The 20,127-nt window shown below is 56.1% G+C and carries 16 protein-coding genes; 11 read left to right on the top strand and 5 right to left on the bottom strand.

Going from position 1 to position 20,127, the window contains the following annotated elements; translation table 11 throughout:
* Nucleotides 1-111 precede the first annotated feature (111 nt).
* The 5 genes from ACFSW5_RS10720 (at nt 112) to ACFSW5_RS10700 (ending at nt 5,786) form a co-directional block, all read left to right on the top strand.
* Nucleotides 112-981, top strand: a complete 870-nt coding sequence (locus ACFSW5_RS10720; protein WP_379272868.1) for an ABC transporter permease — start codon at nt 112-114, stop codon at nt 979-981.
* A gap of 48 nt (nt 982-1,029) precedes the next feature.
* Nucleotides 1,030-1,938, top strand: coding sequence for a carbohydrate ABC transporter permease (locus tag ACFSW5_RS10715; RefSeq protein ID WP_379272531.1), 909 nt, complete (start codon nt 1,030-1,032; stop codon nt 1,936-1,938).
* Nucleotides 1,939-2,009: 71 nt separating this feature from the next.
* Nucleotides 2,010-3,620: a DUF3502 domain-containing protein gene (locus ACFSW5_RS10710; protein ID WP_379272528.1), complete on the top strand. Its 1,611-nt coding sequence runs from the start codon at nt 2,010-2,012 to the stop codon at nt 3,618-3,620.
* Between the two features lie 207 nt (nt 3,621-3,827).
* Entirely contained in the window at nt 3,828-4,922 is a 1,095-nt protein-coding gene (locus ACFSW5_RS10705; protein ID WP_379272526.1) for a rhamnogalacturonan acetylesterase, read from the top strand.
* Between the two features lie 258 nt (nt 4,923-5,180).
* Nucleotides 5,181-5,786: a GNAT family N-acetyltransferase gene (locus ACFSW5_RS10700; protein WP_379272524.1), complete on the top strand. Its 606-nt coding sequence runs from the start codon at nt 5,181-5,183 to the stop codon at nt 5,784-5,786.
* Between the two features lie 61 nt (nt 5,787-5,847).
* Here ACFSW5_RS10700 and ACFSW5_RS10695 read toward each other — a convergent pair whose 3' ends face one another.
* The gene (locus tag ACFSW5_RS10695; protein ID WP_379272522.1) at nt 5,848-6,696 is read right to left on the bottom strand and encodes a helix-turn-helix domain-containing protein; all 849 of its coding nucleotides are present in this window, start codon (nt 6,694-6,696) and stop codon (nt 5,848-5,850) included.
* Between the two features lie 156 nt (nt 6,697-6,852).
* Between ACFSW5_RS10695 and ACFSW5_RS10690 the strand changes: the two genes are divergently transcribed.
* The 4 genes from ACFSW5_RS10690 (at nt 6,853) to ACFSW5_RS10675 (ending at nt 11,422) form a co-directional block, all read left to right on the top strand.
* The gene (locus ACFSW5_RS10690) at nt 6,853-8,145 is read left to right on the top strand and encodes a Gfo/Idh/MocA family protein (RefSeq protein ID WP_379272520.1); all 1,293 of its coding nucleotides are present in this window, start codon (nt 6,853-6,855) and stop codon (nt 8,143-8,145) included.
* Between the two features lie 72 nt (nt 8,146-8,217).
* Nucleotides 8,218-9,624, top strand: coding sequence for a glucuronate isomerase (gene uxaC / locus ACFSW5_RS10685; RefSeq protein ID WP_379272518.1), 1,407 nt, complete (start codon nt 8,218-8,220; stop codon nt 9,622-9,624).
* 139 nt (nt 9,625-9,763) lie between these two features.
* Nucleotides 9,764-10,210 (top strand): Rrf2 family transcriptional regulator, encoded by a 447-nt coding sequence (locus tag ACFSW5_RS10680; protein WP_379272516.1) that lies wholly within the window; start codon nt 9,764-9,766, stop codon nt 10,208-10,210.
* A 228-nt stretch (nt 10,211-10,438) separates the two neighbouring features.
* A complete protein-coding gene (locus ACFSW5_RS10675; RefSeq protein WP_379272513.1) occupies nt 10,439-11,422 on the top strand; it encodes a cell wall hydrolase in 984 nt (327 codons plus the stop codon).
* A 209-nt stretch (nt 11,423-11,631) separates the two neighbouring features.
* Here ACFSW5_RS10675 and ACFSW5_RS10670 read toward each other — a convergent pair whose 3' ends face one another.
* From ACFSW5_RS10670 to ACFSW5_RS10655, 4 genes are all read right to left on the bottom strand, one after another.
* Complete coding sequence (locus ACFSW5_RS10670) at nt 11,632-12,906, bottom strand: aspartate aminotransferase family protein (RefSeq protein ID WP_379272511.1); 1,275 nt, start codon at nt 12,904-12,906, stop codon at nt 11,632-11,634.
* A gap of 394 nt (nt 12,907-13,300) precedes the next feature.
* Nucleotides 13,301-14,590, bottom strand: a complete 1,290-nt coding sequence (locus ACFSW5_RS10665; RefSeq protein ID WP_379272509.1) for a glycoside hydrolase family 27 protein — start codon at nt 14,588-14,590, stop codon at nt 13,301-13,303.
* Nucleotides 14,591-14,753: 163 nt separating this feature from the next.
* Complete coding sequence (locus tag ACFSW5_RS10660; RefSeq protein ID WP_379272506.1) at nt 14,754-15,371, bottom strand: helix-turn-helix domain-containing protein; 618 nt, start codon at nt 15,369-15,371, stop codon at nt 14,754-14,756.
* 366 nt (nt 15,372-15,737) lie between these two features.
* Complete coding sequence (locus ACFSW5_RS10655; protein ID WP_379272504.1) at nt 15,738-16,616, bottom strand: helix-turn-helix domain-containing protein; 879 nt, start codon at nt 16,614-16,616, stop codon at nt 15,738-15,740.
* 155 nt (nt 16,617-16,771) lie between these two features.
* Between ACFSW5_RS10655 and ACFSW5_RS10650 the strand changes: the two genes are divergently transcribed.
* Together ACFSW5_RS10650 and ACFSW5_RS10645 are read left to right on the top strand one after the other, a co-directional pair.
* Nucleotides 16,772-18,739, top strand: a complete 1,968-nt coding sequence (locus ACFSW5_RS10650) for a glycoside hydrolase family 127 protein (protein ID WP_379272501.1) — start codon at nt 16,772-16,774, stop codon at nt 18,737-18,739.
* Nucleotides 18,740-19,029: 290 nt separating this feature from the next.
* Nucleotides 19,030-20,085 carry a LacI family DNA-binding transcriptional regulator gene (locus ACFSW5_RS10645; protein WP_379272499.1) on the top strand — a complete coding sequence of 352 codons (1,056 nt, stop codon included), beginning with the start codon at nt 19,030-19,032 and terminating at the stop codon, nt 20,083-20,085.
* The last annotated feature ends 42 nt before the right edge of the window (nt 20,086-20,127 follow it).

Raw genomic sequence — 20,127 nt, 5'->3', positions numbered from 1 at the left:
GGAGGAAACAACATGACGGCTCAGACGGAAACCGCGGCGGCCGTCCCCAAGCGGGAGGCGTCAGCCGGCATCAAGCTGAAGCGGCTGTGGAACAACAAAACGCTGCTTCTCATGTGCCTGCCGGCCATCGTATTTTTTATCATTTTCGCTTATTTGCCGATGCCGGGCTTGTATCTCGCTTTTATTCAATACAACTATTCGGATGGCATTTTCCGAAGTCCGTTCGTCGGTTTCGACAATTTCCGTTTCCTTGTCATGAACGGGGATTTGTGGCGCCTGACGTTCAACACCGTCGCCTACAACGTCGTTTTTATCGTGCTGGGGAACGTGCTGCAAATTTTTGTGGCCATTCTGCTGAACGAAATCCGGAAAAAATGGTTCAAAAAAATATCGCAGACGATTATGTTCCTGCCCCACTTCATATCGGCGGTATTGATCGGGCTGATCGCCTACAACATTCTGAGCTACGATTACGGTTATTTGAACAGCGTCCTGGAATCGCTTGGCATGGAGCCGGTCAAAGTCTATTCCAATCCGAACGTATGGCCCATTATTATCGTGCTGACCTATCTGTGGCAATCGACGGGTTACGGCTCCATCGTTTATTTCGCCGCGATCATGGGGCTGGACAGCGAAATTATCGAAGCCTCCGAGATCGACGGCGCGAACGCTTTCCAGCGCATTATTTATATTTTGCTGCCGTGGCTGAAGCCGACTTTTATCATTCTCGTGTTGTTCTCCCTCGGCGGCATTCTGAAAGGAAACTTCGGGTTGTTCTACAACCTGGTGGGCGCCAACAACACGGCGCTGTACGGGACGACCGACATTATCGAAACGTACGTGTTCCGCTCGCTCATGACCAACTTCAACTTCTCGATCGGAAGCGCCGTCAGCTTGTATCAATCGGTATTCGGCTTCGTGATCGTCTTGACCGCCAACTGGATGGTCCGCAAAGTGTCGCCGGACAATTCCCTGTTCTGACCGGCCGGCCTGCCTAAGGCCCGGCATGCATAAAGAGGAGGTGCTTCCATGGAAATCGGGGAATCCCGCAGCATTCGCACCGATGCGAGCGAAGTGATCGTGAAGGTGTTCGGCTATTTGTTTTTGTCCGTCTTCGCGATTTGCTGCTTGCTGCCGTTTCTGCTCATCCTCGGCACTTCGTTTACGGCGGAAAGCGCGATTAAAAAATTCGGCTTTAATTTTGTGCCAAGGGAATTCAGCACGTTCGCTTACAAAATCGTATTCGAAAATCCGGACGTCATCGTCGGCTCTTATATCGTCACGATTGTGCTGACGATCGCCGGCACGGCCATCGGACTGTTTATCGTCGCGATGAGCGGCTACGCCTTGCAGCGCCCCGACTTCGGCTACCGCAACGGGATATCGTTTTTCATCTATTTTACGACGTTGTTCTCCGGCGGGCTGGTGCCTTTCTATTTGCTCGTTACCCAATATCTGAGCCTGAAAGACAATTATTTGGCCGTGCTGCTTCCCGGCCTGCTCAGCCCGTTTCTGATCATCATGATGAAAAGCTTCGTCCGGTCCATCCCGCACGCCATAACGGAATCGGCCAAAATCGACGGAGCCGGCGACTTTACGATTTTTCTCAAGCTGATCCTGCCGATGTCGACGCCGGCGCTGGCCACGATCGGGCTGTTCATCGCATTGGGCTACTGGAACGAATGGTACAACTCGATGCTGTTCCTGTCGCCGGACATGAAATATAGGCCCCTGCAGCTGTTCCTGTACAATGTCGTCACCAGCGCGGACTTTATCCGCAACTCGGCCGCCGCCTCCAACGTGGAGCTGCGGGATGTGCCGCTCGAATCGATGAAGATGGCGACGGCCGTCGTCGCGACCGGTCCGGTTATCTTGTTCTACCCGTTCGTCCAGCGTTATTTCATTAAGGGTATTACCGTCGGAGCCGTGAAAGGCTGATTGATCGGCGGAACGGCAACGTTCCTAAAGCGCGGCGGGAACCGACGATCCATTATAAAGGGGGAAAAAGGATGTTGAAGTTCAAACCGATTATTTCGCTTCTCGCTGCTTTCCTGCTTATTTTCTTGGCCGCTTGCTCGGGAGGCGGCGGAGGCGGCAACGGGGACACGGGGGGCCAGCAGCAGGGCGAGTCCGCTTCGCCGTCCGCGGATGGCAAGAGCAGCAGCGGCGGGGCCGTCGATACGTCCAAATTCGTCAAAATCAGCTATGTCGTGCTCGGCAACAAGCCGACCAACGGACAATTCGAGAAAGTGCTCGCCGAAGTGAACAAAATCATGAAGGAAAAAATTAACGCCGAGCTGGAATGGAAATGGGTCGAATGGGCGGATTGGCAGACGAAATACAATCTGCTGCTTGCGTCCGGCGAACCGGTCGACCTCATTACGATCGGCACCGACTGGCTCGACACATGGGGCAACGCGCAGCGCGGCGCATTTATGAACCTCGACGAGCTTCTGCCCGTATACGCGCCGGAAACATGGAAATCGATTCCGGAAGAAGATTGGAACGAAAGCAAATATAACGGCAAAATCGTGCTCATCCCCGAAAACGATTACACGCAATGGGTAAATCACGGCTTCTTCTACCGCGGCGATTGGGCGAAGGAAGCGGGCATTACGGAGCCGATCAAGGATTGGGAAGGCATCGGCCAATATTTGCAATACGTGAAGGACAATAAGCCGGATGTCATTCCGTGGGACGCCGCGGCCCAAACGAGCACATTCGGCGGGTATTTCAACTCGTATACCGACGAGCTGGAGCTTCCGATTTCGACCGGCTACCTCCCCGTATTCGCGGCGAAATCGTACGACGAGAGGTATACGGCGGTCAGCCCCGTTTTCGAAGATACGTTCCTCAATTACGCGAAGCTGATGAAGGAATGGGGAGACAAAGGATTTTGGCGCGAAGACGTGCTGAACAACAAAAACGACGCCCGCGCCGCTCTCCGCGCCGGCCTGTCGGGCATGGACCAGCACCATACGCAAACGTTCAGCGGTCTTCGGGTGCAGATGGATAAAGACCAGCCGGGCTCCGAGCTGCAAATGTTCCCGTTCTCGCGGACGAGGGGCAATCTGCTGGAGCTGTCCATTACGCACGGCGGAACCTCCGTCGGCGCACACAGCAAAAATCCGGAACGGGCGCTTATGGCGTACGATCTCATTCGCAACGACGAGCAAATTTACCATCTGATCAACTACGGCATCGAAGGGGTCCAATACGAAATTAAAGACGGCAAGCGCGTGCAGCCGGCGGGCTATGACGAAGCTCAGCATGGTTTCTACTCGGATTTCTGGGGCGGTCGCGTCGACAAATTCGAAATTCCGAGCGCCAATTCGTGGGATCAAATCGAGGAAACGCTTTACGCCGAATACGACAAAGTCAAAAAACCATACCCGTACGGCCAATTCGTCTTCGACAAAACGCCGGTCGACGCGGAGCTGACCGCCATTACGCAAGTAACGGGCGAGCTTGGCCCGGCCATCGGCTACGGCAAGGCTGGCGACCCGGTCAAAGCGGTCGAGGAATTCCGCAGCAAGCTGAAGACGGCGGGCGTCGACAAGGTGCTTGCGGAGCTGCAGCGCCAGCTCGACGAATTCAAGAAGAAGATGGAAGGGCAATAAGGGGGTTGAAAAGGTTATATAAAAGCAAAGACCCGGCTTTAGTTAAAGCCGGGTTATTCATTTCCAATTAAATAATCGGTTATTTAAACAATGGTAACGTATTTTTAAATAGCGCAAACCCGCCTTTTGCTGCACAATGACAATGGGGCCCATATGCGCTCTTCTTGGAATGAAACCAACTCTAAATTCGAGGAAGGTGTAGGACGGATGGAATACCGATTTGATTTCGGCGCGGGGGAAGCGGAAGCGGGCTATACGAAGGTGCCCGCAGGCACGGCGTACGATAAAGCGCTCGGCTACGGCTTCGAAGGCGGCATTGTGAACGAGCGGGACCGAGGCGGTCCGGATAAGCTGAGAGGATCGTTCTGCATACCGGTGAACGCGTCGTTTCTCGTCGATTTGCCGGACGGCAATTACACGGTCACCGTCACGATGGGCGACCAGATCGCGCCTACGACGACGACGCTTAAAGCGGGGCCGAACCGGATGATCCTGCATGAAGCGGCCGCGTCGGCCGGGCAATTTCTCGTTCGCAGCTTTACGACGAACGTCAATACGGGACAACTGAAGCTTTCGTTTTCGGGCATCGCCCCTCGCGTGAACGCGGTCACGATTCGGCCGGCCCCGCAGGCAACGACGATATTTCTTGCCGGCGATTCTACCGTTACCGACCAGGAGACGTTCCCTTACGCCGGATGGGGGCAAATGCTGCCGCTGTATTTGAACGCGGAAGTGGCCGTCGTCAACGAAGCGAAATCGGGCCGAAGCTCGAAGAGCTTCCTGAACGAAGGGCGGCTGCAGCCGATTTTGGACCGGATCAAGCCGAAGGATTTCCTGTTCATTCAGTTCGGGCATAACGACGAGAAGACGGACGAGGAGCGGGCGACCGATCCTTTCACGACCTACAAGCAATATTTGAATGTATATATAAAAGAAGCGAGGGAACGCGGAGCGATACCGGTTCTGATCACCCCCGTGCAGCGCCGCAAGTTCGGTGCCGACGGCAAAATTATCGACACGCACGGCGATTACGTAACGGCGATGAAGGAGCTGGCGGCGGAAGAGAACGTGCCGCTGATCGATTTGACGGCGAGCAGCACCGCGCTGTACGAAAGCATGGGGGACGAGCCGTCGAAGGCGCTGTTCATGTGGGCGTATCCCGGCGAGTTCGCGGCTTTCCCCGAAGGAGCAAAGGACGACACGCACTTCCAGGAGCTGGGCGGGATCCGCATCGCCGGCCTCGTCAAAGACGGCATCAAGGAGCTTGGGCTTATGCCGCTTTGCGTCTATTTGAGAGATTAGATTCTATAAAAGTTGAACAAATGAGCTCCCTGACAATGCCTAATGAAATGGAGAAAGGGAATCCCTTTCGGAATGGATGGCTGGCCATTATTACGTTCAACTTTTATAGCTGCGCCGAAGCACAAATTTCTTTACAGAAAATCTATTATTCGCCCGTCTTTAATCCGGTATGATACAAGTAGGAACGGCTTCGTTCGTCGCCTTGGCCGATGGGCATGACGTTCCTCGAATCCATAACGAAAAGGCGGCGCAATCGCGATGAGTGCAAACGGAATCGACACGGGATTAAAGCTGGAGGGCCAGACGATCGACCTGGTGCTGCTGGAGCCGGCCCATAAGGGCGAGCTGGCCGCAGTGCTGCATAATGATGCGATCTGGGAGTTTACATGGCGGAAGATAACGTCGCTGGAACAGGCGGAAGCGCTCGTAGACGAAGCGCTGCGGGGGCGCGCGGGAGGCACGCAGCTTCCGTTTGCGGTTATCGAGAAGAAGACCGGACAAGTCGTCGGCACGACGAGAATCGCGGATATCAACCAAACGCACCGGAACGCCGAAATCGGCTATTCGTGGCTGTCGCCCCGCGTATGGCGGACGTCCGTCAATACCGAATGCAAAAGGCTGCTGCTCGCCCATTGCTTCGAACGGCTGGGGACGCTTCGCGTGCAATTTTCGATCAGTCATTTCAATGTCCGGTCGCAGCGGGCGGTGGAACGGATCGGAGCGGTACAGGAAGGCGTTCTGCGGCGGGCCAGAATCAAGCCGGACGGGTCGGTGCACGACGTTCTGCTGTACAGCATTCTCGATACCGAATGGCCGGCGGTCAAGGAGCGGCTGGACGGCTTGCTGCGCAAAAAATACGATTGATTCGCCGACCCGGCGGCGAAATCGGAATATCCGGTTCCGTCAGCGGGAAACCGAAAGCGGGCTATATTTGCTTGCGGTAGTCGCGCGGCGGCACTTTCGCAATCCGCTTGAACGTTTTGCCGAAATGGGAGAAATTGTCGAAGCCGACATCCGCCGCTACCTCGGTTATGCTTTTGTCCGTTTCGCGCAGCAGACGCTGCGCTTCCTTGATCCGGGTCAGCACGAGATAATCGGTATAGGCGAAGCCGGTAATCTCCTTGAATTTGCGGCTTAAATAATGCGGGCTTATATAAAAACGGTCGGAGAGCTCCCGAAGCGTAAGCGGTTCGGCGAAATGGGCGTCGATATGGCGGACGATTTCGGATATTTTCGCATGGAGCGGCGTATCGTGATGAATCGGCACCGGGTCGTGCTCCTGCAAATATCTGGCGGCCGTCAGCAGCAGATCGGTCACGGCGGCGGCGGGAACGAGCTCGTAGCCCGCCGGCTTATGGCGGAGTTCGTCCGCAAGGCGGCGAAGCTGACGGTCGACCGGAAGCTGCTCCTGCCGCGGCAGCCGGATGACCTTGCTTGCTTGCTCGAACGGACTGAGCAGCAAGGCGCGGTGCAGGCTGGAGAACCCGTTAAGAAACGCGTCTCCGAAATGGACGACAAGCCGTTCATGCTCCGGATCGCCGGCATGCATCGTCTGGTGCAGCACGTTCGGCTTAATAAACACCAGGTCGCCTTGCTCTACCGGATAAGAACGGTCGCCGACGAAATAGATGCGGCTGCCGGACAGCATGTAATAGATTTCGTAATAGGGATGAAAGTGGTCCGCTCCCATCGTATAGGGGGCGGATCGTTTCACGTATTCGACGAACAGCCGGTCGACGGTTCCGAAGCGGAACGATTCCGTCTGGACATCCATTCGCGCGCCTCCTCCGATCTGCTGCCGCAAACGCAAAATATGCGGCATTTATAGCGATATCAGCATGATTTGCAAAGAATTATAGCATTAAGATGCGATAAGATGAAGCCGACAGCAAAAGCAACGCTTCAAATTAACGGAAAAGGATGGATTCGAATGAGCGCGAAGAAAAAGTATGCCCTGGTAGGCACGGGCGGCCGGGCGGAGTTTTTTTATTCCGCAATTGCAACCGATTACAAAGAGACGTCCGAATTGGTCGCATTTTGCGATATTAACCAAATCCGCATGGATTACGCCAACAGGCGGCTGACGGAAAAATACGATTATCATGCGGTCAACACCTATAAAGCGGACCGGTTCGATGATATGATTAAAACGGAGAAGCCGGACGTCGTCATCGTGACGAGCGTGGACCGGACCCATCATACTTACATTATTCGCGCCATGGAGCTCGGCTGCGACGTCATTACGGAAAAGCCGATGACCGTGGACGAGAAGAAGTGCCAGGAAATTCTGGACGCCGTGGAGCGCACGGGACGCAATGTCCGCGTGACGTTCAACTACCGCTACGCGCCGCACCATACGAAAGCGAGAGAGCTGATCGCGGACGGCACGATCGGCAAGGTCACGTCGGTCCATTTCGAATGGCTGCTCAATACGAAGCACGGCGCCGATTATTTCCGCAGATGGCACCGAGACAAGCGCAACAGCGGCGGCCTGCTCGTACACAAGTCGACGCATCACTTCGATCTGGTTAACTTCTGGATCGGCTCGCAGCCGGAATCGGTGTTCGCGTACGGCGATCTGCTGTTCTACGGACGGGAGAACGCGGAAGCGCGCGGCGTGACCAAGTTTTACGACCGGGCGACCGGCCATCCGAACGCGGAGGGAGATCCGTTCGCATTGCCGCTCGACAGGAACGAGCATTTGAAAGCGATGTATCTTGACGCCGAGCCGGAGGACGGCTACCGCCGCGACCAAAGCGTATTCGGGGACGGGATCAGCATCGAAGACACGATGGGCGTGCTTGTTCGTTACAAGAACAACGCGATTATGACGTATTCGCTGAACGCTTATTTGCCGTGGGAAGGTTACCGGATCGCGTTTAACGGCACGAAGGGGCGCATCGAGATGTCCATCGTCGAGCAATCGTACGTCAATTCCGGCGGCAAAAAATCGGAAGAGGGCGCGCTGAAAGCGAAAACGATTAAAGTGTTCCCGATGTTCGCGGAGCCTTACGAGGTGGACGTCGAGGAAGGCGCAGGCGGCCACGGCGGGGGCGACCCGGTGCTGCTCAACGATCTGTTCGGAACTCCGGTGGAGGACAAATTCAAACGCGCGGCGAACCATATCGACGGCGCCAGATCGATTCTGACCGGCATCGCGGCGAACCGTTCGATCCAGACCGGCCAGCAGATCAAAATCGACGAGCTTGTCAAATTCCATTAGCAGTTGCGGCCGCCGATGCCACCCGCGCATCGGCGGCTAGCCCGATTTTATGAGAAGGAGCGGAAGATTGCCTTGAAAACTTTTCTCGATGAACGATTTTTGTTAACGAACGAAACCGCCGTACGCCTGTACGAGGATTACGCAAAAGATTTGCCGATCATCGATTACCACTGCCATTTGAGCCCGCAGCAAATTTATGAAAACGCTGCCTTCGAAAATTTGACGGCGGCTTGGCTGTACGGCGACCATTACAAATGGCGAGCGCTCCGCGCTAACGGCGTGGAGGAGAAATACGTAACCGGCGGCGAAGGAGTCACCGATTACGACCGTTTCCTGGCATGGGCGCGCACCGTTCCGCAAACGATCGGCAATCCGCTGTACCATTGGTCGCATCTGGAGCTGAAGCGGTTTTTCGGCGTGGAGGAGCTGATCAACGAAAAAAATGCGCCGGTTATTTGGGAGAAGGTTAACGCCGAGCTGAAGACCGGCAATTACAAGGCAAGAGACCTGATCGTCAAGTCCAACGTGGAAGTGATCTGCACGACGGACGATCCGGCCGATTCGCTCGAATATCATGTGAAAATCAAGGAGCTTCCGGACTTCAACGTAAAGGTGCTGCCTTCGTTCCGTCCGGACAAAGCGCTGGAGATTAACCGCAAAGGCTATTTGGAATGGCTCGGGAAGCTGGAGCAGGCTGCGGGGACGAGCATCGCGACTTACGACGACTTGCTGGCGGCGCTGGAAGCGAGAGTGCGGTTTTTCCACGATACCGGCTGCCGCGTATCCGACCATGCGCTTGATTACGTGCCGTTCGCGGAGGCGACCAAAGAAGAGGCTGCGGCTATTTTCGCCAAGGCGAAAAGCGGCTCGGCCGTTTCTTTGGAAGAGGAAAAGCAATACAAAACGTATACGCTCGTATTCCTCGGCAAGCTGTACGCGGAGCGCGGCTGGGCGATGCAGCTCCATATCAACGCGTCCCGCAACAACAACTCGCGGATGTTCGAGAAGCTTGGTCCCGACACGGGCTACGATTCGATCGGAGACAGCCCGGTGGCGCTGCCGCTTGTGAGGCTGCTGGACGCGATCGAGTCGGACGGAGGATTGCCGCGCACGATTCTGTATTCGCTCAATCCGAACGACAACGACATTCTGGCATCGATTGCGGGCAGCTTCCAGGGCGGCGGCATTCCCGGCAAAATCCAGCTCGGCTCCGCCTGGTGGTTCAACGATACGAAGGACGGCATGCTGCAGCAGCTGAAAGCATTGGCCAATATCGGCCTGCTGAGCCGGTTCGTCGGCATGCTGACGGATTCGCGCAGCTTCCTGTCGTATACGCGGCACGAATATTTCCGCCGCATTCTGTGCAACCTGCTCGGCGAATGGGCCGAGAGCGGCGAAGTTCCAGGCGACATGGAGCTGCTTGGCGACATCGTCGGCAATATTTCCTACCGCAACGCCAAGGCCTATTTCAACTTTTAAAAAAAATGGATATGAGAACCGCTTGCCGGCCGGCCCGATGGCCCGCCGCGAGGCGGTTCTTTTTTAAAGCGGTTCCTTGCTTCATTGCGTCTTTTTGGCTAATATTTATAAGATAACGCTTGACCAGGAGAGAATGACCATGAGCTCGAACCGCAACCATCCCATCGGGCCGCCCCGCTTTGCCATTGCCGTTCACACGCTGGTCATGCTGGCGCATTGCGGCTGCATTATGACCAGCGGCGCGATCGCCAAGCACGTGAATTCGCATCCGACCTTCTTGCGCCGCGTTTTGGCGCAGCTTGCGGGCGAAGGCATTGTGGAAGCGCGCGAAGGGCGCGAGGGAGGATATTTCCTCAAGGCGAATCCCGACAAGCTGACGCTTGCCGACATTTATATGGCGGTCCGCCAGGACGCGGAGGAATGCCCGGGAGCCCGTTCTCCCGAATGCGCCAGCGCCGCGGAGCAGATCGACCGGCAGCTCGAAGCGATTATGGCCGAGAGCGAGCAGAGGACCTACGAATTGTTGAAGCAGTACAAGCTGTCGGATCTATTGGACAAAATCGTCTTTCATTCGCCAGACGTTTAGTTCGGCCGTTTCCGGAAGTTTCGGAGGCGGTTTTTTTCTGTCTTTTTTCTTCAAAAATAAGCTTCCAGCACCTTTAAAAACGGTATCCCAGCCGGAAACCAGCTCCTCCTCAAATTGGAATTCTGTGAAAAGGTTAATCCTGCGAGCCCTAAATGCTGTGGTATAATCTGCTAAACGCGTGAATGTCGGAAGCGCCCACGTATTTGAATCAAATATTGGGAGGTAACCATGTTCAAACGGAACAACTTTTACGGGCTGCGCTTTGTTATCGCAATATGTACGGCGCTGCTGCTTTGCTCCGGACCGCTGTCCGCTGCCGCATCCGCCGCGGATACGGTAGGAATCGAGCTTGACGGGAAAACGGCGAAGCTGGCCGATCCGGCCCGCCTGGTGAACGGATCGATATTCGTTCCCGTCGCGAGCCTGTCGACGCTGCTTGGAGCAGATATGAAATGGAACAATACGAACGAGGAAGCAACGATACATACCGCTTTAGGAGATACAATCGTGCTGGGCAACGGCGTGCCGGTCGTTTATTTCAACGACGGGCGTTACGTGATGGATTCGGTGCCGTTTGTGGAAGAAGGCAGAATGTACGTCCCATTGCGGGAGACGGCGGAAATGATGCACGCGAGAGTAAGCTGGAACGATAAAGCCGGCACGGCGGAAATCAAGACGGTCCAGCCGGCGGTTGCGGCGGACGACTACGGTTTGGCCGAGATCAGCAAGGATTACGGCATGAGCCAGGCCCAGCTTCTTGCCCGCAACGGGCTCGCCGGCGGCGACAGCATCAAGCCGGGTAAGAAGCTGAAGGTTGTAATCCCTTACGTGCAGATGAACAAGGCGAAGCCGTTTACGGAAGAAGAGCTTACGCTGCTCGCCAAGATCACGCAGGTGGAAGCCGGTTATGAGCCGTACGAAGGTCAGCTCGGCATCGCGAACGTCATCTTGAACCGGGTGAAAGACTCGCGTTTCCCGGATACGATCAAGGACGTCATTTATTCGGGCAAGCAATTCCCGCCTGCGCACAACGGCCTGCTGGACAAAAGCAAGCCGGGCGAAACCGCGCTTCGCGCCGCCAAAGACGCGTTAAACGGCAAAAATAACGTGGGGGACGCGGTTTACTTTTTTAATCCCGAAGTATCCAAGGGCGAGTTTTGGTCCAGTCTTGACGTCGTCGTCACGATCGGCCATCACAGCTTTGCAAAGTAAGAGGCACAACTCCGGTCGCTTCCGCGCCTACCGCTCTTCCGTTCGTTCCGGGGAGAGCTGCCGGATCTAGTCTTTCAGGAAGGGCTTCCCGCTTTTGTGCGGGAAGCCTTTTTCCATTCACAAAAGCGGTTCTTCCTTGTTCAGGAAGAACCGCTTTTGCCTTTTTTCGAAGGTTATGCCGGCGAAGCGCCGAGGGCGAGGGCCGTTTTTTATCCGGCGAATTGGCTTAACGCTTGATCAAGCAGCCGAAGCATGTCGTCGATGTCGCTTTGCTGCACGATAAGCGGCGGCATCAGGCGGATCGTCCCCGGCTGCGGCGAATTGACCAGCAAGCCCGCTTCGCGGCAAGCGGCGACCAGTTCGCTGCCGTAATGGTACGGCAGATCAAACGCGACGAGAAGCCCTTTGCCGCGAATGTTGGACAGGTTGTGCTTGGAAGCGAGCTTCTGCAGCCCGTCAAGCAAATATTGGCCTTGCACAGCGGCGTTTTGCGCCAAATCCCGCTTCATAATCTCTTGAACGACGGCAAGCCCCGCCGCCATCCCAAGCGGCTGCCCGGTATACGTGCCGCCTTGGTCGCCGGCCTCGAACAGGTCGAGTTTTTCCTTGGCGAGCATGGCGGCAAGCGGGAAGCCTCCGCCGACTCCTTTGCCGAGCGTCATAATGTCGGGCTCGATGCCGTAATGCTCGTAAGCGAACATGGCGCCGGTTCTGCCGAGCCCCGTCTGCACCTCGTCGACGATTAGCATAATGTCGTAAATGTCGCACATTTTTCGAATCGCGTACAGGTAGCTTTCGTTAGCCGCATGAACGCCGCCTTCGCCTTGCACCAGCTCCAGCATGATGGCGCAAGTGTTGTCGCTGACGGCCGCAAACAAAGCGTCGATGTCGTTTAGCGGAACATGCTTGAAGCCCGGCACCTTCGGCTCGAACAGCGTTTGCCATTGCGGCTTGCCCGTCGCGGACATCATGGCCAGCGTCCGGCCGTGGAAGCCGTTCGTAACCGTAATGATTTCATAAGCGCCGTTCTTATGAAGAGCGCCGTATTTGCGGGCCAGCTTCACCGCGCTTTCGTTGGCTTCGGCACCGGTGCTCGTGAAAAAAACTTTGTCGAAGCAGGAAATGTCCGTCAGCAGCTTGGCGAATTCGAGCATCGGCTTATTGTAGAAAGCCGGGCTTGCGTGCACGAGCAACGAAGCTTGGCGGGCAAGCGCCTCCTGCAGCGCGGCAGGCGAGTGGCCCAAGCTGTTGACCGCCCAGCCGCCGGTGAAGTCGAGGTAGCGGTTGCCCGCCGTATCCCACAGGTACATGCCTTCGCCGCGCTCCATAACCAGATCCGGACGGACGGCGGTAAAAAGAATAGAATCGGCCGGCGACTTGTGTCCGCCCGTTATCGTTTTGCCGTCGAGCGAACCGGGACTCGTCATGGCGTCGCCGCTTTTCAACGCCGGCTGCTGAAGTTGAGTTTGCGTAATCGGTGACATCGGTTATCGAACCCCCTAAAAAGTGTTGTGAGCGTCGCTTCCTGACCGGCGTCGAACAGAACTCGGCTTCGGAAGCATCGGCTAACGATCGTAAATCGTTAAGCTTGCCGTTTGGAACGAATTATCGGAAACAGGCGGCAATCGTCATTCGCATGGCGTATGGGATTGGCCTCTGAGTGATTTCGAATGCTGCTGCAATCATGGATTCGGCTTCTGCATAAAGGATATGAATAAATATACAACAGTATTAATAATAATACAACTCAATGGAAAAATTTTTATCAAAGTCTTTCGAGGATGTGAGGCATCGGTTACAAAAAATCCGGGTATAAGAGCCGTGCAGCTCTTTACCCGGATTTTGGTTCGCGGTTGGCTTTTGCGATTATGAGTAAGCTTATTCGGAAACTTTCAGCAGCTTGGAAGCGTGCGGCGCCAGGGTAAACGACAGTTCCTCGGCCGGCCCCAGATCCTTGTGCGCCCACAGATCGCGGACGCTTGCGAGCTCCCGCAGCCCAAGCCGGGCAGCGTCAACCGTGACGGTCTGCTCGGATTCGGAGGCGTTGAACAGCGCGACGAACATGCCGCTGCCGCCGGCCTCCTTGGACGTCCAGACGATGCGGTCCTCCTCCCGGAACAGCTGGCGGGCGTCCCGTCCGTCGCGAAGAACGGCCAGCACTTCCTCGTTCGTCAGCAGCGACAGCGTCCATTCGTCGTTGTCCCGCATTTCCCCGCCGAACATAAGCGGCGAACGGAATATGGACCAAAGCGTCATCATCGTCACTTGCTCGTCCTTCGTAAAACGCGTCCGCCGGTCGCTGGCGCCTCCGTCCACCGAGCGGATGCCGAGATGGCCAAGCGGCAGCATGTCGCAGTCCGGCCAATGCCCTTCTCCGACGTATGGCGCCCACTTCTCGCAGCGCTCGAACATGGCGTAAAGCAGCCGCCAAATATCCCAATAATCGTCGGTCATCCGCCACATGTTCGCTTGCCCGATCAGCTCTTCGGCGTATTCCAGCGGAGCGGGGCCCGGCGAAAGGCTGAGCACCATCGGACGGCCGCATTGGTCGATGGCATTGCGGATCAGCTTGATTTCGTCCATCTGGATGCCGTACAGCAGCGAGGCGGCGATATCGTCCACTTTGACGTAATCGACGCCCCAGGAGGCGTACAGGTCGAACAAAGAGTTATAGTACTCCTGCGCCCCTTCCTTCGCAGGATCGACGCCGTACATGTCGGTGTTCCATTTGCAGATGGCGCCGTCCCACGTTTTGGCGATGGAGCGGGCGGTTGCCGCCGTGCCGAGCAGCGGCGTATCCGCATGGACGGCTTGGCGCGGAATGCCGCGCATGATGTGGATGCCGAACTTAAGGCCAAGGCTATGGACATAATCGGCAAGCGGCTTGAATCCTTTCCCTCCGGCAGCGGAAGGAAACCGGTTCGCCGCCGGGATAAGGCGGGAGTATTCGTCCATCTCCAGCGGCACGTAAGGCCGGTAAACGGAAGATTCGGCTCCGGGCTCGTACCATTGAATGTCGACGACGACATATTCCCAGCCGTACGGTTTTAAATGCTCGGCCATATACTCGGCGTTGCCCCGCACTTCTTCCTCGCGCACGGCGGCCCCGTAGCAATCCCAGCTGTTCCAGCCGAGCGGCGGCGTCACCGCAAATTGATGATGCTTCATCGCATTATTCGCTCCTTCAGGCGTTTATGATTGCTGCGTTTGCCTTAATCGTAAAGCAGAAGAAGACGCGAATCCAGCGCAATGTTTTGCTCCGGTATGTAAAATATTGCTCATCGAAAAGAAACGAGAAAGCCTGCGCCGCAAGACGCAGCGTCTCTCGATTCTAGTCGAAAATGATGCGGTTAAAGGCGGGGAGCTCCTTCCCATCGCGGAACTCGCTTGGCGGGAAGCCGGTCCGTCCGCGGAACGCCTTGCTGAAATAGCTGCCGTTCGCGTAACCGACCTCGCGGGCGATTTCCTCGACGGTGAGCTCCGTGGACCGGAGCAGCTGAACCGCTTTTTCGATTCGCACCTTGGCGGCGTAGGCCATCGGAGACAGACCCGTAGAAGCTTTAAACATTCGCGACAAGTGATACTTGGAGCTTCCGGAAGCGGCGGCGATGTCGTCAAGCCCCTCCAGCTCCCGGTAATGTTCGTCGATATACGAGACGGCCAGCCGGACCGCTTCCGGCCAGCTTGTTTTCTGATGCTTATGCGTAAAGCCGCTGCGCATCAATTCCATAACGAAGCCGTACAGCAGCGACGAGGCGCGGTAGCCGTCCTGAATGGCTCCGAGCCTGGCTTCGGCGTAGACGGATTGCAGCAGACGGATCGCCGGGCTGCCCGGCTCGAAGCGCGGGAGCGGGCCAAGCTCGCGGAGCGCCTCCCGCCACAGATCCTCCAGATGCCGCTGCCGGAACAGGATGAAATAGAATTCCCAGCCGTCACTGTCTTCGGGCAAATAATACCGGTGCTCCCCCGGAATTTCGACGAGAAACGCCGTTCCGGGGCAACGTCATGCTCCTTGCCGTCTAGCGCCAGCCGGCCGAGGCCGGAGACGGTATATTGGAACAAGTAGAGCGGCCCGTCGATCCGCTTCATCCCGTCCCAATCGTAGTCATGCGACACGACATGCTCATACCCGACGGCAAACAGACGGTAGAGCGGCTGTACCGGGCCGTCCTGGAACCGGTAGCCGTATACGCCGTAGCCGTCTTTTTCTTTGCGGTCCGCCATAAGCCGTACCCCCTAATCTTTCAAATGTGTTTGTCTGTCGCACCCCGCCCGCAAGCGGATTTATTCGTTCGGGCGCGGCGAATGCCGATTACTAGGCTTGCTTCGAATACGATTGCCGGAATTGACGCGGCGAGACGCCGTTCCGAGCGGCAAAGCTGTTCGAGAAATACGGGATATTCTCGAAGCCGACCGCGCGGCCGATCTCGGCGATCGGCCATTCGGTTTTCAGCAGCAGCAGCTTCGCCTGCTCGAGGCGGTAAAACGTCAAATATTCGCCCGGCGTCATGCCGTACACCTGCTTCATGCAGCGCGTAATGTAGTTGTAATGGTAATGAAGCGCTTCGGACAACGTACGGCTTGTGAGCTGCGTGCCGTAATGGTTTTTAATGTAGGCTTCGGCTTTCTCCGCGACGGTTACGGCGGGGGAGGCATATTGCTCCAGCTGCCGCAGGTCCATCATGCGAAGCAGCTCCTCGAACGCTTGCCCGCCGTTCCAGAAGGCGCTGGATTGCCGTTCGCCGTTCGCCGCGATGAGTCGGTTCATCAGCCGGAACGTTTCTTCGGGATATGGCATGTCCCAATGCTTGGCGAGATGAAGCACATAAGGCGCCGCGCGGAACGTCCGCTGATGATCTTCAAGCCCCCAGGCCGGCGCGTCTTCCGGAACTTCCCTCCATTCGCATGCCGTTTGAAAATGAATCCAATAAAAGCTTGTCGCTTCCTCGCAAGGCTTCACCGAATAATGGTACAAGTCCGGCCGCAGCAATAGCGATTGGCCGGCCGTGAGCGACCATTCCGTATCCTCTTCGCCGATATGGAGGCAGCCGCTCTCCATGATGATAAGATCGAACAGGCCGAGCTGCTTTCGGCTCGGATGCTGGTCTCCGGGAGCGTAAACCGTTTTGCCGCATTCGATGAAATAAGGAGCCGGCGGCGCCGCAAACGCCACGATAAGCTCGGATTTGTTCATGTTACGCGCCTCCTTTCGTTCGATGGACCGCTAATGCCAATTCAGTGTGAAATATTATAACTTTCAGGTTGGCATGCTTTATTTTCTCTATCGAAAATATACCATACAATTAATCCATCGAGGATGAAATCCAATAAATTAAAGAGGTGTTACCGATGGCTGAAACCGTATCCATGGAGCGGGCCAGGACGCTCGCTTTGCCTAAAGTGAAAATCGACGACGGCTTCTGGAGCTATTATATATCGCTGGTGCGCGGCACCGTCGTGCCCTATCAATGGGAGGCGCTGAACGACCGGGTCGAAGGAGCCGAACCAAGCGGAGCGGTGCGCAATTTCAAAATCGCGGCGGGTCTTGAGGAAGGCGATTTTTACGGCTTCGTGTTTCAGGACAGCGACGTTGCCAAGTGGCTGGAGGCGGTCGGCTATTTGCTGGCGGCGCAGCCCGATCCGGATTTGGAAGCCGTAGCCGACGGCATGATCGATCTTGTCGCGGCGGCCCAGCACGAGAACGGTTATTTGAACACGTATTTCACGATCCGCAAGCCGGGCGAGCAATGGACGAATCTGATGGATTGCCATGAGCTGTATTGCGCGGGCCACATGATCGAAGCGGGCGTCGCTTACTACAAGGCGACGGGCAAGCGGAAGCTGCTGGACGTCGTTATTCGTTTCGCCGATTACATCGATACCGTGTTCGGCAACGAGCCGGGCAAGCTTCGCGGATACGACGGCCATCAGGAGATCGAGCTGGCGCTCGTGAAGCTGTACGAAACGACCGGCGACCGGAAATATTTGAACTTAAGCCGTTTCTTTATTGACCAGCGCGGCACGGAGCCGAACTTCCTCGTGCAGGAAGCGGACTCCCGGAACCGCGTCAGCCATTGGGGCTTCACCCATGGCAAAAACATCGATCTGGCCTACTTCCAGGCGCATGAGCCGGTACGCGAGCAGCAGCAGGCGGTCGGCCATGCGGTCCGGTTCGCTTATATGCTGTCGGGGATGATCGACGTGGCGGCCGAGACGGGAGACGGCGAGCTGCTGGCCGCTTGCCGCAGGCTGTGGGACAATATGACCGAACGCCAAATGTACATTACGGGCGGTATCGGCTCGATGGCCCAAGGCGAAGCGTTCTCCTTCGACTACGACTTGCCGAACGATACGGTTTATGCCGAAACCTGCGCATCGATCGGCCTTGTTTTCGCCGCGCAGCGGATGCTGCGGCTGGAGCCGGACGCGAAATACGCGGACGCGCTGGAGCGGGCGCTGTATAATACCGTCGTCGGCGGGATGTCGCGGGACGGCAAGCATTTCTTCTATGTCAATCCGCTGGAGGTCGATCCGAAGGCGTGCGGCGGCAAAAACAAAAAGTACGACCATGTGAAGCCGGTTCGCCAGGAATGGTTCGGCTGCGCCTGCTGCCCGCCGAACGTGGCGAGGCTGCTCGCTTCGCTTGGCTCGTACGTCTACACCGCGAAGGACGATGCGGTATACGCGCATCTGTACGTCGGCGGCGAAGCCGAGCTGGAGCTTGGCGGCACGGCCGTTACGCTCGTACAGCAGTCGGACTACCCGTGGAGCGGCGATGTCCGCTTCGAAGTGAAGCCGGAGCAAGCGGCAACGTTCAAGCTGTGCCTCCGCTTGCCGGACTGGAGCCCTTCGGCCTCTATCCGGGTGAACGGGACGGACTTCTCGTATCAAACGGAAAAAGGCTATGCCGTCATTGAACGGACTTGGCAGCAAGGAGATACGGTGGAGCTGGCGCTGGAAATGCCGATTATGCGCATTCGCAGCAATCCGCTCGTCCGCGGCAACGCCGGCAAGGTAGCGCTGCAGCGCGGCCCGCTCGTTTATTGTTTGGAGCAGGCGGACAACGGCGCGGACTTGCATCTGCTGCTGCTTCCGCAGGAGGCGGAGCTGAAAGCTCGCCGCGCGGAAGAGCTGCTCGACGGCATCGTCGTTATCGAGGCCGAAGGCTTGCGCGAGAACGCCAAGGCATGGGGCTCGTCGCTGTACAGCACGGCCGGGCGCCCGGCGGCCGAGCCGGAGCGGCTGACGTTTATTCCTTATTACGCATGGGCCAACCGCGGGGAAGGCGAAATGACCGTCTGGGTTCGCGAGGGTTAACTCGCCTTCGGAATGACCTTCGGAATGTCCGTATTTTCGGCCGGTTTTTTGTGACTGCTCTTACGGTTCACTGCGAAACGGCACCGTCCCTTTGTCGGAGACGGTGCCGTTATCTTGTCGTTCGTTAAAGAATGATTCGTTCGACAAAAATGATGTTCGATAATCAAAAATACGGAAAAATACCTCATTCATGGGTTGACAGCACTTATTCCGCGCGCTATGATAACTTTGCAAACGATATCAATACCGTTTTCTTCACGAATTGAAAACGGATACAGCCGAGGTAAACGATGAACGATTCCAAACGATTGACTTTAAAGGAGATTTCGCAGCTGATCGGGATTTCGGTGGCGACGGTCGACCGCGTGCTCAATAACCGGGGGAATGTGAAGCCCGAAACGTACCGCAAGGTCATGGAGAAATTAAAGGAGCTTAATTATACGCCGAACAAATCGGCCAGTTTTCTTTCGAGAAAAAAGGAATTGTCCATTGCGGTCGTCTTTCCGGAGCTGCCCGATTACTTTTGGGAACAGATCGAAAAAGGAATTTGGATTGCTTATGAAGAGTTGAGAGATTACGGGCTTCATATCGAGCTGTTCAAATCGGAGAAGTACGATATGGAGAAGCAGAAGCAGGTCGTTCAAAAAATTATTGAATCGCAATCGTTTGACGCCGTTGCGGTTTCTCCGAACGATTCCGGGGAAATGGCCGATATTATCGACAGAGGCATCGATTCCGGCATTGCCATTTGCACGTTTAATAACGATTCTCCGCTGAGCAAGCGCCTGTTCTATGTAGGCTGCGATTACCGCATCGCGGGAAGGCTGGCCGCGGATATGCTTTGCAAATTTGCCGGGCCCAAAGCCCGAATCGGCTTGATTACGTCGGACGCTTCATCCGTTTCTTCCGCGACAACGTTTCAGATGCAGCAGAAAATTACGGGGTTCCGGGAAGTGATTGCGGAGAACGGACAGGTCGAAATGACCGAACTGTTCAAGCTGAAACAGGAAGATTACGACAATCCGGACGTCTTTGAACCGTTGTTCCGGCAAGTCGATGCAGTTTATGTAACGAGCGCCAAGCTGCATGTCGTAGCCTCGCATCTGGAGAACGCCGATCTGGCCGGTAAAGTCGCTTTAATCGGGCATGACATGACGGAAGGAATTTATGACATGCTCCGCAAAGACGTCGTGACCGCGACGATTTGCCAGGACCCGGTGAATCAAGGGTATTTGGCGGTCAAAACACTGTTCTCCCATATGGCATACGGAGAAAAAATCAATATGAAGGAAAATATAACGAAGCTTGAACTTGTAACGAAAGAAAACGCTCACTATTATATTTAAACCGGACGGATAATGACAATAGCCGCCAATCCGCCAGGACCG

Origin of the sequence: Paenibacillus thailandensis (assembly GCF_042685365.1) — a bacterium.
In the GTDB taxonomy this organism is placed as follows: Bacteria; Bacillota; Bacilli; order Paenibacillales; family Paenibacillaceae; genus Paenibacillus_AP; species Paenibacillus_AP thailandensis.
Note: the sequence above shows the minus strand (reverse complement) of the source record. Positions and strands in the feature narration are given on the sequence as shown.

What these genes read in the sequence shown, in the direction of transcription:
- ACFSW5_RS10655 (WP_379272504.1), bottom strand. Translation starts at nt 16,616, where the DNA reads ATGAACAAATCCGAGCTTATCGTGGCGTTTGCGGCGCCGCCGGCTCCT.
- ACFSW5_RS10690 (WP_379272520.1), top strand. Translation starts at nt 6,853, where the DNA reads ATGAGCGCGAAGAAAAAGTATGCCCTGGTAGGCACGGGCGGCCGGGCG.
- ACFSW5_RS10695 (WP_379272522.1), bottom strand. Translation starts at nt 6,696, where the DNA reads ATGGATGTCCAGACGGAATCGTTCCGCTTCGGAACCGTCGACCGGCTG.
- ACFSW5_RS10670 (WP_379272511.1), bottom strand. Translation starts at nt 12,906, where the DNA reads ATGTCACCGATTACGCAAACTCAACTTCAGCAGCCGGCGTTGAAAAGC.
- ACFSW5_RS10675 (WP_379272513.1), top strand. Translation starts at nt 10,439, where the DNA reads ATGTTCAAACGGAACAACTTTTACGGGCTGCGCTTTGTTATCGCAATA.
- ACFSW5_RS10650 (WP_379272501.1), top strand. Translation starts at nt 16,772, where the DNA reads ATGGCTGAAACCGTATCCATGGAGCGGGCCAGGACGCTCGCTTTGCCT.
- ACFSW5_RS10705 (WP_379272526.1), top strand. Translation starts at nt 3,828, where the DNA reads ATGGAATACCGATTTGATTTCGGCGCGGGGGAAGCGGAAGCGGGCTAT.
- ACFSW5_RS10710 (WP_379272528.1), top strand. Translation starts at nt 2,010, where the DNA reads ATGTTGAAGTTCAAACCGATTATTTCGCTTCTCGCTGCTTTCCTGCTT.
- ACFSW5_RS10665 (WP_379272509.1), bottom strand. Translation starts at nt 14,590, where the DNA reads ATGAAGCATCATCAATTTGCGGTGACGCCGCCGCTCGGCTGGAACAGC.
- ACFSW5_RS10645 (WP_379272499.1), top strand. Translation starts at nt 19,030, where the DNA reads ATGAACGATTCCAAACGATTGACTTTAAAGGAGATTTCGCAGCTGATC.
- ACFSW5_RS10715 (WP_379272531.1), top strand. Translation starts at nt 1,030, where the DNA reads ATGGAAATCGGGGAATCCCGCAGCATTCGCACCGATGCGAGCGAAGTG.
- ACFSW5_RS10680 (WP_379272516.1), top strand. Translation starts at nt 9,764, where the DNA reads ATGAGCTCGAACCGCAACCATCCCATCGGGCCGCCCCGCTTTGCCATT.
- ACFSW5_RS10720 (WP_379272868.1), top strand. Translation starts at nt 112, where the DNA reads ATGTGCCTGCCGGCCATCGTATTTTTTATCATTTTCGCTTATTTGCCG.
- ACFSW5_RS10700 (WP_379272524.1), top strand. Translation starts at nt 5,181, where the DNA reads ATGAGTGCAAACGGAATCGACACGGGATTAAAGCTGGAGGGCCAGACG.